The sequence below is a fragment of the Ensifer sp. Root278 genome, assembly GCF_001429285.1.
GTDB lineage: Bacteria > Pseudomonadota > Alphaproteobacteria > Rhizobiales > Rhizobiaceae > Ensifer.
In genome coordinates this window covers 37,421-53,756 of the sequence record NZ_LMJJ01000009.1, presented here as the reverse complement: position 1 = coordinate 53,756, position 16,336 = coordinate 37,421, and the positions used below count along the sequence as shown (strand labels likewise).

General features: G+C 62.2%; 13 protein-coding genes. 7 read left to right on the top strand and 6 right to left on the bottom strand.

The window, feature by feature from the left end; all coding sequences use genetic code 11:
* The first annotated feature begins 318 nt into the window (after positions 1–318).
* Together ASE60_RS10090 and ASE60_RS10085 are read left to right on the top strand one after the other, a co-directional pair.
* The gene (locus ASE60_RS10090) at positions 319–1,176 is read left to right on the top strand and encodes a LysR family transcriptional regulator (RefSeq protein ID WP_057249809.1); all 858 of its coding nucleotides are present in this window, start codon (positions 319–321) and stop codon (positions 1,174–1,176) included.
* A gap of 165 nt (positions 1,177–1,341) precedes the next feature.
* A complete protein-coding gene (locus ASE60_RS10085) occupies positions 1,342–2,739 on the top strand; it encodes an amidohydrolase family protein (RefSeq protein WP_244495587.1) in 1,398 nt (465 codons plus the stop codon).
* Between the two features lie 173 nt (positions 2,740–2,912).
* Here the strand turns inward: ASE60_RS10085 and ASE60_RS10080 are convergent, their stop codons facing one another.
* From ASE60_RS10080 to ASE60_RS10055, 6 genes are all read right to left on the bottom strand, one after another.
* Entirely contained in the window at positions 2,913–3,617 is a 705-nt protein-coding gene (locus ASE60_RS10080; protein ID WP_057249807.1) for a GntR family transcriptional regulator, read from the bottom strand.
* Positions 3,618–3,843: 226 nt separating this feature from the next.
* Positions 3,844–5,040, bottom strand: coding sequence for a cyanate transporter (locus ASE60_RS10075; RefSeq protein WP_057249805.1), 1,197 nt, complete (start codon positions 5,038–5,040; stop codon positions 3,844–3,846).
* 210 nt (positions 5,041–5,250) lie between these two features.
* The gene (locus ASE60_RS10070) at positions 5,251–6,963 is read right to left on the bottom strand and encodes an ABC transporter ATP-binding protein (protein WP_057249803.1); all 1,713 of its coding nucleotides are present in this window, start codon (positions 6,961–6,963) and stop codon (positions 5,251–5,253) included.
* A gap of 1 nt (position 6,964) precedes the next feature.
* Positions 6,965–7,861: an ABC transporter permease gene (locus tag ASE60_RS10065; protein ID WP_057249801.1), complete on the bottom strand. Its 897-nt coding sequence runs from the start codon at positions 7,859–7,861 to the stop codon at positions 6,965–6,967.
* A complete protein-coding gene (locus ASE60_RS10060) occupies positions 7,861–8,826 on the bottom strand; it encodes an ABC transporter permease (protein WP_057249798.1) in 966 nt (321 codons plus the stop codon). The genes ASE60_RS10065 and ASE60_RS10060 overlap by 1 nt, the downstream gene beginning before the upstream one ends.
* Before the next feature lie 161 nt (positions 8,827–8,987).
* Positions 8,988–10,562 (bottom strand): ABC transporter substrate-binding protein, encoded by a 1,575-nt coding sequence (locus tag ASE60_RS10055; RefSeq protein WP_057249796.1) that lies wholly within the window; start codon positions 10,560–10,562, stop codon positions 8,988–8,990.
* Between the two features lie 75 nt (positions 10,563–10,637).
* Here ASE60_RS10055 and ASE60_RS10050 point away from each other — a divergent pair, with 75 nt between their 5' ends.
* From ASE60_RS10050 to ASE60_RS10030, 5 genes are all read left to right on the top strand, one after another.
* Positions 10,638–12,104, top strand: a complete 1,467-nt coding sequence (locus ASE60_RS10050) for an amidohydrolase family protein (RefSeq protein WP_244495586.1) — start codon at positions 10,638–10,640, stop codon at positions 12,102–12,104.
* 26 nt (positions 12,105–12,130) lie between these two features.
* Positions 12,131–13,327 carry an amidohydrolase gene (locus ASE60_RS10045; protein WP_082615797.1) on the top strand — a complete coding sequence of 399 codons (1,197 nt, stop codon included), beginning with the start codon at positions 12,131–12,133 and terminating at the stop codon, positions 13,325–13,327.
* Between the two features lie 197 nt (positions 13,328–13,524).
* Positions 13,525–14,244, top strand: coding sequence for a GntR family transcriptional regulator (locus ASE60_RS10040; protein ID WP_057249792.1), 720 nt, complete (start codon positions 13,525–13,527; stop codon positions 14,242–14,244).
* A 621-nt stretch (positions 14,245–14,865) separates the two neighbouring features.
* On the top strand, positions 14,866–15,522 hold the full coding sequence (locus tag ASE60_RS10035; RefSeq protein ID WP_057249790.1) for a flavin reductase family protein: 657 nt from the start codon (positions 14,866–14,868) through the stop codon (positions 15,520–15,522).
* Positions 15,522–16,244, top strand: coding sequence for an aspartate/glutamate racemase family protein (locus tag ASE60_RS10030; protein ID WP_057249921.1), 723 nt, complete (start codon positions 15,522–15,524; stop codon positions 16,242–16,244). Before ASE60_RS10035 ends, ASE60_RS10030 begins: the two co-directional genes overlap by 1 nt.
* Positions 16,245–16,336 lie beyond the last annotated feature (92 nt).

The window sequence follows — 16,336 nt, the reverse complement described above, 5'->3', positions numbered from 1 at the left end:
GAAAACCGATGGAAACCATTGCGTTAGCGAATGAAACCGGGTTGCGAGATGCAGGAACCGATTTTGCCGTTCCAAACGCGACGATCGGGCACAGACCTGGCGACTTCTAGGGCTTCGCCGGTCGGCTCAGAGGGAGGCCGGCGATCGTAGCCCAATGAACTCTGTACTTTTCCCTTTGCATGCAGGTTGTATACAAGATAATAAATGCAACGCATTCAATCTTGGTGTGACGCGTGATCTGGACCGCCTGGTGATCGCATGGTGTGGTGATCCGCCGTCATCCTCGCCGAAATCGGCTCCAGCGCATTTGGGGGACGAATGAACCGCTATCCCATGTTCAATCCCCAGCTGCTGCTCAGTTTTGTGGCCATTTGCGAAAGCAACAGCTTCACCCGCGCAGCCGAGCGGGTGAACCTTTCCCAATCGACAGTCAGTCAGCAAATTCGCCGACTGGAGGAAATGCTCGGGAAGGCACTTTTTGAACGCTCGTCACATCAGGTGCAACTGACGGAGGAAGGCGTCAAGTTGCTGAGCTATGCGCGCCGCATCATCGCGCTGAACGAAGAGGCGCATGACGCCTTGGCGGGCCCATGGCGTGACGGCGTGCTTCGCTTGGGAATGCCCGAGGATTTCATGGTGCCGACGGCCGATCTGCTGGCGGCTTTCAATAGCCAGCATCCGCACTTGCGGCTGGACGTGACGAGCGGTCTCAGCGCCGATCTGCAACTCGCCTATCGGGACGGAGAGCTCGACCTTATTCTCGTCAAACAGCGCCGCAAGCAACAGCCGCGCGCGGCAAGGCCTGAACCGTTGCTGTGGCTGGACAGCCTCGTGCGCCCGGCGATCGAGCAGGTGCCGGTGCCTTTGGCTGTGTTCCCGCTGAACGGCCTCTACCGCGACGAATTATGTCAGGCGCTCGATACTCTCGGCATTCGCTGGCGTATCAGCTACAGCAGCGCCAGTCTCGCAGCGCTCGCCGCCGCCTCGGCTGCCGGGCTTGGTGTCAGTCTGCTGCCTGCGAGCTGCCGTCTGCCTTCCCACCGCGTGCTGGGCGCGGCCGAGCGTCTGCCATCCGTCGATGACTTTGAACTGGCGCTGTTTTACCGCGACGATGCTAGCGCCGCAGCGCTGGCGCTTGCGGAACGTCTCATCGAGTATTGTGACCTGCGGCGGTAGCGACAGAGGGGAGGTGTCTACCTCCTTGTCATTCGCGATCGCTGCGCGGTCGCCCGCTTGCATTGGCAAATCGAATAGCCAGCATTGGTAAATGTCGCTGCCATGCGGTGGCGCCGTTCGGTAGATTGGCGGCCCTGACCCAATCCATGATGAGGCAACGCAACGATGTTGGAACAGATGCTACCGCAAAGCCGCAGGACCTTTCTCAGCCGGACCGGGGCGCTGACCACGGCGTGCGCTGTCGCCGGCTTGTCTGGCGGCGCGGTTCGCGAGGCATCGGCCAGCGCGGGTAAGAGCGCTGGCGAGACGAACACCAAGACGCTCGTGGATCGCCACTACATCCTGACCGGCGTGCGATTGGAGGAGGGGTTTGAGTATGACGGCGATGTCGTCGTCGCCACACGGACTGCGCTCTACGCGTTGGAGATCAAGGACGGCGCGATTGTCGCCTTGCACGCTGAGAATGCGAACCTGCCCGAAGGTGTGCCGCGCTATCAGGCGCACGGCAAACTGTTGCTGCCGACGATGCGCGATATGCACATCCATCTCGATAAGACGTTTTATGGTGGTCCATGGCAGGCGCCGCGCCCGCGTCAGGGCAAAACCATCATGGATATGATCGCTCTCGAGGAGAAGCTGCTTCCTCAGTTGCTGCCGACCTCGCGAGAGCGCGCGGAGGGCCTGATCGCTCTCCTGCAGTCCAAGGGAAGCACGGTCGCACGCAGCCATTGCAACATCGACCCGGTCAGCGGCCTCAAAAGCCTTGAGCACCTGCAGCAGGCGTTGGAAAACCATCGTGATGATTTCGTGTGTGAAATCGTCGCCTTCCCCCAGCACGGCCTGCTTCACTCCAAGGTCGATGGCCTGATGCGTGAAGCCATGCAGATGGGCGTTCAGTATGTCGGCGGCCTGGACCCGACGAATGTCGACGGCGCCATGGAAAAGTCACTCGACGCCATGTTCCAGATCGCGCTGGATACTGGCAAGGGCGTGGACATTCATCTGCATGAAACGAGCCCCGCCGGCATGGCGGCGGTCAACTACATGATCGATACCGTCGAGAAGAATCCCGCTCTGCGCGGCAAGGTCACGATCAGCCACGCCTTCGCACTGACCACACTTGCTCCGGAGGCTCTGGAAGAGACAGCCTCGCGCCTGGCGGAACAGAAGATCTCGATTGCCTCGACGGTGCCGATCGGTGGATTGATGATGCCCTTGCCGCAGCTGGCCCAGAAGGGGGGTTTCGTCATGACCGGAACCGACAGCGTCATCGACCACTGGTCGCCATTCGGCAGCGGGGACATGCTGGAAAAGGCATATCTCTACGCGCAGCTTTATCGTGGTTCGGACGAATTCCGTCTGTCCCGGTCCATGTCTATCGCCACTGGCGGCATTCTGCCCCTCGACGACAAGGGCAAACGCGCTTGGCCAAATGTCGGCGATGAGGCCTCGTTCACGCTCGTCGGAGCGAGCTGCTCGGCAGAGGCGGTGGCCCGGGTGCCCGCCAGGACTGCGACCTTCCACAAGGGGCGTCTCGTGTCGGGTGGGGTTGGCGAAGCCTGATAAGCTCTGCTTTGGGTGTCACGACGACGTTCGTCATCACGAGCCGGCCAGCAGCCGTGTCTTGCCGAACGTCGAAGTGCTCCAAGAGCTGGTAGCGTGTGTGTCAAAGGAATGGCTCGCGCGCCGACTGTGCACAAGGCTCCCGGGTATCCTCCGGGAGTGCTGCGTTTCGCCTAGGCAAGGCCCTCCGCAACGGCGTAGGCAGACAGCACTTCCTTGATGTTTCTGTCTCCGTCGGTCGGAAGCAAAGCCCGGGTCGTTACCGAGTCGAGGTGATGCGCCATGAGGGCTGCCGCCTCGTCGGTCTTGCCGGCGATCAATTTGTCCAGAAGCTCCTGGTGCTCCGATACGGCGCATTCCGAAGAATGCGGTCGGCCATAGAGTGCAAGGATCAGGGAACTGCGGGCGACCAGTTCGTTCACGTAGCGGATGAGGCTGGCGTTGTTCGTCATCTGTGCCAGCAGCGTATGAAATTCGCCCGCCAGACGGATCGACGGAGCGCGCTCCTTCTTTGCTGCTTCCTCGGCAGCGATATGAGACGAAAGAATGCCGATTTGTTCGCTCGTCAATTTTCCCGAAAGCGTCTCCACCACCAGCCGCTCCAGCGCCATTCGGGTCAGGAACAGATTGCGCCCTTCCTCAAGTGTCGGCCGCGCGACCACGGCTCCCCTGTTCGGCCGCAACTCCACCAACCCTTCCTCGCTAAGGCGAACCAGCGCCTCGCGCACCAGGGTCCGGCTGACACCCAACCTTTCGCCGATCGAATCTTCCGGCAGCTTCGATCCTGGAGACAGCGCCTGATCAAGGATTGCGCGTTTCAGGACGCGATGAACGGCCTGAGCGCGGCCGCCGCCGCCTTCGCTCTCTTTTTTTGCCATACTGGTCACTCCAAGCCGTAGCAATTGTCTCCTCGAATTGCATACAAAACGGCGAGATGTCTAGTGATTTGGCATCGACCCGAGGCAACAGCGGTGGGCGCAGAACGAAAAGGCCTGTCGCCAGGTGATGCCTCTCGTGTTCTGGCCGAGTTCGCTAGCAAGATGCTGTTCAGCCCGCACGAGGCGGGCCCAAGGGTCGAAACCCATCGGGAGAGCAATATTTCGCTCAGATCGGTGACTGCATTGCTTGTGCGTAGCGTGACGGGTTGAAGCGCGTATAGAGGAAGAAAACGCCGACGACGCAGCCGAGATGCAGCGTCCACCCAGGGGCGAAGCTGCCGCTGATGTCGTGCAGAAATGCCGTGGCGAAGGGGCCGAGGGACGCGATCAGGAAGCCGCCGCCCTGCATCAATGCCACCAGCACACCGGCCTCCTGCGGTCGCGGCAAGTGATCGAGGGCGGTGACGATTGCCAGCGAGAAGCTGCTGCCGAGGCCGGCACCGCACAGGCCAACCCAGATCGCGGGCGCCGCTTGGGGCACGAACGCAATGCCAGCAAAACCGATCGCCTGCATCGCCAGCGTCAGGCGCAGGAAGGCGCGGCGATCGATGCTACGGCGGGCCAAGACCGGCAGGGCGAGGGCGGCAGCCGCCTGACAGATGGCCATCAGCGCTACGAGATTGCCGCTATCTCCGCTGCTCCAACCGAGAGATTGGTAATAGGAGGCGAGCCAGGCGACGGCGGAAGAGTAGCCGGCGTTGACCAGGCCGAAGGCGAGTATGAGCGTCCAGGTCCGGGGCCGGCGGAGCAGCCGGCCGGTGAGCGCCTTGTCCGGGCGATCGCTGCGCGAATCCGACAGGATCAGCCACGCGGCACTGAGAGCAACAAGCGCCGGTGCCGCGAGCCAGGCAAGTGCCGGGCGCCAGCCGTAGCCGGCACTGACGAGGAATGGCGTCAGCCGCGCGCCCAAAGCCCCGCCGCCCATCAGGACGGCGGAATAGAGGCCGGTGACCACGGGTATGCTGCGCGGAAACTCCGCCTTGATGATGCCCGGGAAGGCCGCCTGGATAAAGGCGACGCCGGCGCCGCAAAGGGCGGCCGTCATCACCAACGCTATGCCGCCCGGTGCGACAAGCCGGAGCAGGGAGCCGGCCGCCAGCACAACGAGAGCGACGAGAATGCCGCGCCGCGTGCCGATCAAGGCCTGCAGCGAGGGGGATACGAAGGCACCGACGCCCATGAGCATTATCGGCAACAATGTCAGCAGTGCCAGGCTGCCATATCCCATGCCGGTATCGGCGACGATCTCGGACAGCACAGGCCCCGGAGCGGTAAGAAATGGCCGCAGATTGACGGCGACCAGCACGACGAGAATGAGCAGCATCCATTGGCGGCCCGTCGTGGGCTGGGTTGATTTGGGCATGATCGGGTATTTCCTTTACGTCTTCTTCTTGTTTGTGGCCCGAAGAGGCACTTGCGCGATGGCGCGTCAGTCATTCGCGATGGGCAGCCCCCCAAGGTCACCAGCGCAAGCCGGGACAGTGGCCGGCCAAAAAGGATGTCGGCGACAGGTCGCCAATGCCGTTGAGGTTTGGCCGGCGCGGAAAGTCCGCAAAGATCTTGCCATCCACGCTTACGCCGAAGCCAGTTCCCGCCCCATGATGCGCTCGACCGAGGGGGCAAGGCGGAGAAGCTCGCGGGTATATTCGTGTTTGGGCGCGGTGAAGAGGGTTTCGGTATCGGCAAGCTCGACGATCTCTCCAGCCTTCATCACGGCGACCCGGTCGCACATCTGGCGGATCACCGCGAGGTCGTGGCTGATGAACAGCATGGAGAGCCCGGCGAGATCACGCAGATCCTTGAGGAGGTTGAGGAGCTGTGCCTGCACCGAGACGTCCAGCGCTGAGGTCGGCTCGTCGCAAATGAGCAGCGACGGGCGCGGACCCAGAGCGCGGGCAATGGCGATGCGCTGGCGCTGGCCGCCGGAGAAGGCGTGCGCGAAGCGTGCGCCGGCATCGGCGGGAAGGCCGACCGCTTCGAGCAATGTCTTTGCGTCCTGCCTGGCTTCATCCGCATTCGAGGCCAGCTTGTAGAACAGGATCGGTTCCGCAATGGCGGCGTTGATCCGCAGGCGCGGATTGAGCGCCGAATAGGGATCCTGGAACACCATCTGCAGGGACTGACGGATCGATTTTTCACGTCGGCCGCCGAGCGCCGTGCCCTCGAAATCGATGGAGCCCGCACTCTGGGTGACAAGCCCGGCGATGGTGTTGGCAACGGTGGTCTTGCCGCAGCCGGATTCGCCGACGAGGCCGAAAATCTCGCCGCGCCGGACATCGAAGGACACGCCCTTGACGGCCTTGAAGACCAATGTCTTGCGAAGCAATCCGCGGCCGCCGTATTCCACTGCAAGGTCGCGCACGGAAAGCACGACCTCGTCGCGGCTGCCGGTCTCGCTCTTCGCACTCTTGCGGCGCACCGTAGCGCGTGCGTCGAGCGTCACCTGTGTTTCTTCACTCGGCACGGGCAGGCGATCTAGGCGCGTATCGATCGGTGGTACTGCCGCGATCAGCGTGCGGGCATAGGGTGCCTTCGGCGCCGTCAACACCTCGCGCGTCGGGCCGCTTTCCACGACTGCACCGTTCTGCATGATGGTGACGCGGTCGGCGATCTCGGCGACGACGCCCATATTGTGGGTGACGAGCAGCACGCCGACGCCCCGCTGATCGGCAAGATCCCGGATGAGCTTGAGGATCTGCGCCTGCACCGAGACGTCGAGTGCGGTGGTCGGCTCGTCTGCCACGATAAGCTGCGGATTGCAGGCGAGTGCTGTGGCGATGACCACCCGCTGGCGCTGACCGCCGGAAAGCTGGTGCGGATAGCTGCCGAGCCGACGCTCGGGCTCCGGGATGCCGACGGCCTTCATCAACTCCAGTGCGCGGGCCTTCGCCTCCCTTGAGGAGAGCTTCAGATGCGTGAGCATGCCTTCGCACAGCTGGCTTTCCACCGTGAAGAGCGGGTTGAGGCTCGTCATCGGATCTTGGAAGATCGCGCCGACGTCGCGCCCGGGCACGATGCCTTCGGTGCGGCCGGTGCGCAGGTTGATCTCCTTGCCGGCAATGACGATCGAACCGGCGGCGATCTTGCCGGGGGCCTGCAAGAGACCCATCAGCGCATTGCCGACGGTGGTCTTGCCGGCGCCGGATTCGCCGACGAGAGCGTGGATTTCTCCGGGCCGGATCGTGAGATCGATGTCCTTGACGGCGACAAGCGTGTCGCCGTTGGCCAGAGGATACTCGACGCGGAGGTTGCGAATATCGAGAACGGGGCGCGTTGTTTCGGTCATCTCATCGAGCCATCAGTTTCGGGTTGAAGTGGTCGCGCAGATAGTCGCCGATCACGTTGACGGCCAGCACGAGGATGACCAGCACTGTCGCGGGCATCACTGCGATCCACCAGAGGCCGGAGAACAGGAACTGGTTGCCGATGCGGATCAGTGTGCCGAGCGAAGGATAGGTCGGCGGCATGCCTGCGCCGAGGAAGGAGAGCGTTGCCTCCGTCAGGATCGCGCCGGCGAGGTTGATCGTGGCGATGACCATCACCGAACTCATGATGTTCGGCAGGATGTGGCGGCCCATGATGCGGGTGGACGGCAGGCCGATGACCTTGGCGGCACGCACATAGTCTCGCGCGATCTCCACCATGGTCGAGGCGCGTACGGTTCGCGCGTATTGCACCCATTCGTTGATGGCGATGGAGAAGATCAGCACCAGCGGTGCCCAGGCGAGCATCGTCTCGGCGCTGAGCTGCGCGCGGGCGATGCCGCTGATGAGCAGTGCGACGAGGATAGTCGGGAAGCTGACAAAGATATCGGCGATCCGCATCACGATGCTATCGACCACGCCGCCGAAGAAGCCGGCGACGAGGCCGAGCACGACGCCAAGCACGGCCGCAAAGACCACTGCGCCGAGGCCGATGACGACGGAGATCCTCAAGCCGAACAGGATGACCGAGACGAGGTCGCGGCCCTGGTTGTCGGTGCCGAGCAGAAACCGCGAATCTCCGCCTTCCATGAAGACAGGTGGAATTTCCATATCCATCAGCGAATAGGAGGCGACGTCGCGCGGGTCCATGGGCGCGATCATCGGGGCGAAGATCACGAGGACCAGCATGACGACGAGCACCAGGCTGGCGATGACAACGGAAACCGGCGGAAGCCGGCGCATCAGGGATTGCGTAGCCATTATCGTGTCCTCAGGCGCGGATCGATGAAGGTGTAGAGAATGTCGACGATCATGTTGATCATGACGAACAGGAAGCCCACGAAGAGAAGGTAGGCAGCCAGCACCGGCACGTCGGGATAGCCGACGGCGTTCGTGAACAGCAGGCCCATGCCCGGCCATTGGAACACCGTCTCGGTGACGATCGCGAAGGCGATGAGTTGCCCGATCTGCAGGCCTGTGACGGTGACGACCGGCATCAATGCGTTGCGCAGCGCGAGCCGTCCATAGATGTAGGTCCGCGGCAGGCCGCGTGCGAAGGCGAAGCGGATGTAGTCCGACGACAAGACGTCGATCATTTCCGAGCGCACCAGCCGCATGATCAGGGTGAGCTGGAACAATGCCAGTGTGATCGAAGGCAGGATCAGCGACTTCAGGCCCGAAAGCGAGAGAAAGCCGGTTTGCCAGAATCCGATGTCGACAAGATCTCCGCGTCCCGACGATGGCAACCATCGCAGATTTACTGCGAAAACCAGGATCAGCAGCAGGCCTGTGACGAAGGTGGGCATGGAAATGCCGACAAGTGTCGCTGACTGGGTCAGCCGCGAGAAGAAGGCGTGCGGCTTCAGCGCGCAGAGCACCCCAAGCGGTATGCCGAGCGACAGTGCCAGCACGGTGGCAACGATCACCAGTTCCAGCGTGGCGGGAAGGCGACTGAGCAACAGGGTCGTCACGGGCTGCTGGTAGCGATAGCTTGTGCCGAGGTCGCCGGTCAGCACTTGGCCAACGAATTTGACGAACTGAGCCAAGACCGGCTTGTCGAGACCGAGCGCGACGCGCACTGCGTCCTTTTCGGCCTGGGTCGCCCCCTCGCGCACCATGGAGGCGACCGGATCGCCGACGAAGCGGAACATAACGAAGGCAATGGCCGTCACCGCGACCATCACGAGGATGGCCTGAAGCAGCCTGACTGAAAGAAGTCTGATCATCGGATAGTCCTTACGGGGAGCGATCTTGCCCTAAGGGCGGCCGCCGGGTTTATGCGCTCCCGCATCCTCCGTGCCGTCGCCGGTCCTGGAGGGTTGACCCGGTTTGCGGTCCAGTCCCGGCTTGCTTTCGCTTGCCGGGACTGGCCCTGGGAGAGTCCTGATTACTTCTTGATCTGCGCGAACCACGGACGGACATACTCGTCCGGGAACTGCGGCATGTCGACCTTGCTGTTCATCGCCCATGCGACCGGCTGCTGATGCAGCGGCAGGTAGAGAACCTGATCATGGGTGATGCGGAACGCCTGCTTCAGATCCTCGACGCGCTTGGTTTCGTCGAGTTCCGTCGAAGCAGCATAGGCCAGCTTGTCGATCTCGGGATTGGAAAGCCCGTCGGCGTTGCTGCCGCCAAAGGTGCCGTCATTGGTCGCGAGCAGCGCTTGCAGCGGGCTAAAGCCATCCATCGGCGGCAAAGAGGCCCAACCGAGAAGATAGATGTCGAACTCGCCCTTGTCGGTCCGCGGGAAATAGGTCGTCTTGCTCTCGACGCTCACATTGGCCTGGACGCCGATCTGCGCCCACATGGAGGCAACGGCAAGGCAGATCTGTTCGTCAGCGATATAGCGGTCGTTCGGGCAGGCGAGGCCGGTCTTGAAGCCGTCCGGATAGCCAGCCTCGGCCAAAAGCGCCTTGGCCTTGGCGACGTCGTAAGGCAGCGGCACATCGATGTCTTCGTCGTAGCCGGTCACCGCCGGTGCGACAAGCATGCCGGCCGTACGGGACTTGCCGCGCATCAGGCGCTTCTGGATCGTGTTGGTGTCGATCGCCTGCCACAGTGCCTGGCGCACGCGCACATCGCGCAGCGGGTTAGGCTGGCCCGGTGTCGCATGCAGTTCCGGCCGGTAGCTGAAGACGAAGAAGATGGTACGCAGCGACGGGTTTTCGACGACCTTCAGACCGTCGGTGGCCGCAATGCGGTCGACGTCCTGCAGCGGAACCGGCGCAATCATGTCGACCTCACCTGACAGCAAGGCCGCGACGCGGGTCGCGTCGGAGGCGATCGGGCGGAATTCTACTTCGTCCAGATTATGCTGCGGCTTGTCCCACCACTCCTTGTTCACTTCGAAGACCGAGCGCGAGTCCGGCTCGTAGGCCTTCAGCTTGAAGGCGCCCGTGCCGTTGGCATGGTTGCTGGCATAGGTGACGACGCCGGTCGAAGCATTGCCCGGCTTCAGTGCGTCATGCTCCTCCATCCATGGCTTGCTCATGATGTAGATGGCGGCAAGATCGTTGAGGAGCAGCGGGTAAGGGGCACGCAGGATAAGGTCGACGGTATACTCGTCCACCTTCTCGACACCGACGACGGTGGAGAGGTTTTCGCGGTTGCGCGCGCCGGGATCGATCTGGCGCTGGATCGTTGCCACCACGTCGTCGGCGTTGAAGGGCTGGCCCTCATGAAACTTCACGCCTTGGCGTAGCTTGAAGCGCCAGCGCGTCGGCTCGACGACTTCCCAGGATGTGGCAAGCGCCGGCTCCAGCTTCAGATCCTTGTTGCGGCGCACCAGAGGATCGAAAACCATGTGATGAACGCTCTGGGTGAAACTGTCGACCTGAGCGTTCGGGTCGTAGGAAATGACATCGCCGGATGAGGCCCACCGCAGCGTTTCGGCAAATGCGGGCGCAGGCAGCGGCGCCAGAAGGGCGAGTCCCGTCAGAAGGGTCTTTATAGAGGTTTTCACTGGTTTCTCCCGTTTAACGTATACATATTGCCTTTGCTATTGGATACGAATGTTCCCAAAAATAGTGTACATCTGATGCAAACAATATCAAGATGGCGAAAGTCGATTTGGCAGCGCTTTGTCAAAAAAGAACGTCAAACCCGGCAGCCGGAGAGGGAATCTTCCATGACGAACGCACTACTGATTGAAAATGCCACGATCATCACGATGGATCCGGGACGGCGGGTTCTCGATCGCGGCCATATCCTGGTTGAGAATGGACGCATCGCCGCCATCGGCGACGGAAGCCTTGCTGGAGAAACACATGCCGAGCGCATCGACGCCGCCGGCATGGTCGCGATGCCCGGATTGATCGACACGCACGCCCATGCCGGACATATGCTGACCAAGGGGCTGGGCAGTGAGGCCGAGGATTGGATGTCCGTGACCGGCCGTATCTATGCAACCGCGACAGATCCTGAATTCTGGGCGGCGGAGGCGGCACTGTCGGCCGCCGAGAGGATCAAATGCGGCACGACGACTGCGGCGCTGCTGTTTGGCGGCGGCCCGGATATCATGCGCAGCGAGGCGCCGGAGGCAGCCGAAGCGCACCTCGCCGCGGTTGCCGCCATGGGCGTGCGAGAGGTTCTGGCAGTGGGGCCGAACCGTCCAGGACAGGAACATGTGTATCGCCAGTATACGCCGACGTCCCACAGCGACATCGTCGTCGACCCGGACCGGCAAATCGACGTGGCCACGGAGTTGGTCGATGCTTGGGCCGGACGTCACGAGCGGATACAGGTCGTCTTTTCCCTGCCCGTATTCGATGAGCAGGAATTGCGAGACGAAACGGTATACAGAATTGCATGCAAGGTCCGAGATCGTGCGCGGGAAAGGGAATGCCTCGTGGTGCAAGATGGACACCGCGACGGGTCCATCGCCGCCAATGACGTGCGCCTCGGCCTCTTTGACGAGCGATCGCTGCTTGCCCATTGCATAGACCTGACCGAGGGCGACCGCGCAGTCCTGAAACGAACCGGTGCCAAGGTCGCACACAATCCCAGTGCATTGATGTCGGTTTACGGTCGGTGCCCGGCGCCGGAACTGATGGCGGACGGCGTCACGGTTTCCCTCGGCACCGACGCCGCGGCACCCGATAGGCCTTTCGACATGTTTCGCAACCTGTTCCAGGCGCACCGCTACCACGCGCGCCATTTCGCAGACGATGCCGTGTTGCCACCGCTGCAGCTGCTTGAGATGGCAACGATCGAGGGCGCGCGCGCTCTGATGATGGAGAATGAACTCGGTTCGCTCGTGGCCGGCAAGCGCGCCGACATCCTCCTCGTAAACATGCGTCAGCCCCATCTCTGGCCGCCGCACGATCCGGTGCAGCGCATCGCGCGCTTCGCCAACGGGGCGGACGTGGATACGACCATCGTGGGTGGACGGGTGCTGATGCGCGGGCGGCGCCTTGTTGGTCAGGACGAAGGCGCGATCCTGGATCGCGCCTTGCGCGCCTTTGATCTCGCGATGGCTCGTGCCGGACTAAGCGAGCGTCGTTAAGCACTGGGACAAGCGAGGATATCAAGGTGATTGCAGACCTACTCATCCGCAATGCCCGTCCCTTCGGCGGCCCGCTCGAAGACCTTTTCATCCGTGACGGCCGGTTCGTTGCGGCAGATAGCGTCCGTGCCGCGGTCGAGATCGATGCGGCCGGACATGTCGCCATGCCGGGTCTTGTCGAGGCTCATACCCATCTCGACAAGACCCTCATCGGCATGGACTGGTTCGAAAATCGGGTTGGCCCGACCCGCAATGACCGGATCCTGGCCGACCGCGACGCCAAGCGCGAACTTGGCATCAATGCGCGCCGGCAGTCGGCCCGTCAGATCATGCAGACGCTTGCCTACGGCGTTTTGAGCATTCGCAGCCACGTCGATGTCGACACCGAGATCGGCATTGCCAACATCGAAGGTGTCCTCGAAACGCGCGAGGCGATGCGTGATCTGGTCGATGTGCAGATTGTGGCTTTCCCGCAGAGTGGCATGCTGCCGCGCGCGGGCACGCTCGAGTTGATGGACGCGGCCCTCAGCGCCGGCGCCGACATCGTCGGCGGTATCGACCCTGCCTCCATCGAGCGCGATCCGGTGCGTCATCTCGATGCCATCTTCGCCCTTGCGGATCGTCACGCAAAACCGATCGACATCCATCTGCACGAACCGGGTGACCTCGGTGCATTTTGCCTTGATCTCATCATCGAACGCACGCGCGCCTTGTCGCTGCAAGGGCGGGTCATGGTAAGCCATGCCTATTGCCTGGGGATGCTCGATGCCTCACGGCAGGCTGGGTTGATCGAACGGCTCGCTGCAGTGCGTATCGCGGTTATGACCGTAGGAAGTCCATCGGCGCCCGCACTGCCATTAAGATTGATGCGCGCGAGCGGACTCACCGTCGCCTCCGGTTCCGACGGTATTCAAGGCACCTGGGAGCCGTATGGAAATGGCGACATGCTGGAGCGCGCGAAGTATCTGGCGCAGCGCAATGGCATGGCCAATGATGTCGATCTCGAATATGCGGCCCGCGTCTGCACTTTCGGTGGTGCGGACGGCATCGGGCTCGGCGGTTATGGTCTCTCCGATGGTTGTTTCGGCGATCTGGTGCTGGTGCCGGCGCGAACGTTGGCGGAAGCGGTCGCGCTGACCCCGCACAAGCGCACCGTGATCCGGCGCGGTCGCGTCGTCGTGGACGGCGGCGAACTGGCAGGTGACCTGCCGGTCATCGAGTGAGGCTTTGTCGATGAGATCAGGAACCGGGCTGACGGAGGAGAGTTCGACCGGTCGAGACGTCGACAGGCAATCGCAGGAATGGTTGGCCGAAGGGGTCGGCCGCGCCTTTGCCGTTCCGACTGGGGATGATAGTTGTTTGCGGTCCATCCCTCGGCAGACTCTTTCGACCGCACGCCCCGCCATTTTTCAGGTTCTTCATGACGACGCCCAAACCCAGCGACAGCAATGCAAAATCCTCGGTTCCCAAGTCGGACGTGGTCTATCGCATCCTGAAGCGCGCGATCCTAGACCAGGCCTTCGCTGCGGGAACGAAGCTTCCGGAGGATTCGATCGGCGAGCGGCTCGGCGTTAGCCGCACGATCGTGCGCCAGGCGCTGGCCCGGCTGAACGGCGAGGGCCTGATCGAATTGCGTCCCAACAAGGGCGCCTGTGTCAGCCATCCCAGCCTCGAGGATGGACACGATATCTTTGCCGTGCGGCGAGCCCTGGAGACATTGGTGGTCGATAGCCTGATCGGCAGGCTGACGCCGCCGAAGATCAAGGAGCTTGAAGCGCATGTCGATGCCGAGGACAAGGCAAGGGTCAGCAATCCGTCGACCTCGATTCAACTCGCCGGTGAGTTTCACGTCCTGCTCGCAAGACTGACTGAGAACGCGACCCTATTGCGCTATGTTACGGAACTCGTTTCGCGCTCGTCGATGATCCTTTCGCTCTATGGACGCCCCCATTCTTCCGATTGCGCCGTATCCGAGCACCGCGCCCTGATCGCCGCCCTTGCGCGGAACGATCGCGAAAAGGCATGCGCGCTGATGGGCCACCACATCGGCGCCATCACGGCCCGAGCTCTGCTGAAAAGCAACGTTGAGGACGGCTTGCCGGATCTCCTTGCTGCCTACGCAAAGGAAGAGGGCCTTTAGATCGTAACGCCCACTCGGACGTTGCTTGCCTGCGGAAGCTCACGTTCGAGGATGCGCACCCGCACGTTTTGTATGCAATTCATTCGACCACGCGATCAAGGAAGCTCGTCCAAGTCTGCCGCGTGCGAGGAGTAGCGTGGTTCCGCCTTTACACGCCCTATCTGCCGCTTGATCGCGGCAGAGCCTGATTTCTTTTCATATATCCCTGCCAGTTTTCCGCGGCGAGTTTCTTGCCTTGCTGGAGAAGGGTCCCTCTCTCGAATCTTCCCATTATTGTATGCAATTCTCGTGTACGATATTGACGTTATAATGGATGCAATATAGCTTGAACGTCGGGATTGGCACTGTCGGGGAGGGCAGCATGCGCATCGTACCCGTTGCCAACCGGAGGGACGGCGATGCTTTCCTGAGAATCTATAGTTCCCACCGAAGGATGTATGCCGGTGTCGGCCGTGTCTGCGCGCTCGAGCCATCAGTGCTTTTGGCTGCCGTTTGCCGTTCACCGACGCCATTCCCCAATGTAGTCAACGGCGGGCGTGCGCGCTGCCGCCCCGATTGTCGCCGCGCCGGGCGTCGGGGTTTTTTGCTGAATTTATCAACAGGCAAGCAGGAGATCCGGACTTGAACACAGATTTCACCACGCTACCGCCTCCGGATCGCTATCGACTGCTGACCAACTTCATCGGTCCGCGCCCCATCGCGCTCGTTGGCACGCGATCGCCAGCCGGACACAACAACGCAGCGCCCATGAGCTTCTTCAACGTGTTCTCCCATGAACCGCCGTTGGTGGTGCTGGGGATCCAGAACCGTGGCAATGGCGACGAGAAGGACACGGTCGCGAACATCCGCCGAACCGGTGAGTTCGTCGTCAACATGGTCGACATGGCGCTCGCCGATGCGATGATCGTCTGTGGCGTCAATTTCGCCTCGGAGGTCGATGAACTCGATTTCGCGGGCCTGACGCCGATACCGTGCAACCAGATCGACGCCGCCCGTATCGCCGAAAGTCCCTGCAGCTTTGAATGCAGGGTCGAGCAGATCCTCGACTATCACAAGCGCGTGCTGGTCATCGGCAAGGTCGTGCACATGCATATCCAGGACCGGTGCCTCGATCCCGCGGGGCGTTATGCGAACCCCGAGACCTATCAGCCGATCGCGCGGCTGCATGCCGACAATTATATCACCTCAGATCGACAATTCGAACTTAAGAAGCCGGAGGAACTGCTGCCTCTCGAGCTCGCGCAAGTGAACCCAAGGCCGGAGAGGGCCGCCCAATGATCCGCATACATGTCATCAACCCGAACTCGACCGCATCAATGACCGATCAGATCGCACGGGCCGCCGAAGCTGTGCGATCGGAAGGCTCTGTGATCGATGCGGAGACCGCAATCGGTACGCCCGTCTCGATCGAAGGTTACGCGGACGAGGCGATGGCCGTCCCTGCGATGCTGGCGGCGATCCGTGCTGCGGAGAAGCGGGGTGCGTCGGCACATGTGATCGCCTGTTTCGATGATCCCGGCCTTGCGGCTGCGCGCGAAGTGGCAACTGGCCCGGTCATCGGAATCTGCCAGGCGGCGGTACAGGTGGCAATGACGGTGGCAACCCGCTTTGCGGTGATCACCACCTTGCCGAGGTCGGTGCCGGTGATCGAGGATCTCGTCAAGCAATATGGTGCTGCCGCGCGCTGCCGGCGCGTGCGCTCGGTCGACCTGCCTGTTCTAGCTCTGGAAGCCGACCCGGAAAGTGCGCGGACCAAACTCCTCGGCGAAGCGCGCGCGGCGATACGCGAGGATGGCGTAGACGCCATCGTCCTTGGCTGTGCCGGCATGGCGGAGCTGTGCGATTGGCTCTCCCGCGAAGCTGGAGTACCCGTCATCGATGGCGTGGTGGCGGCCGTCAAGCTCGCCGAGGCATTGGCGAGTGGCGGCTTTCGGACCTCAAAGGCAGGTGCCTACGCCTATCCCCGCGACAAGTCGGGTGATGTCGCGGCCGCCCGCTGAGCCATTCGGCCGCATTAGAAAAACGCGCGGCCGATGGATTGGCGTCGGTGCTGACCGTACGACCAGGGACACTGCACCCATATCAGGGATGT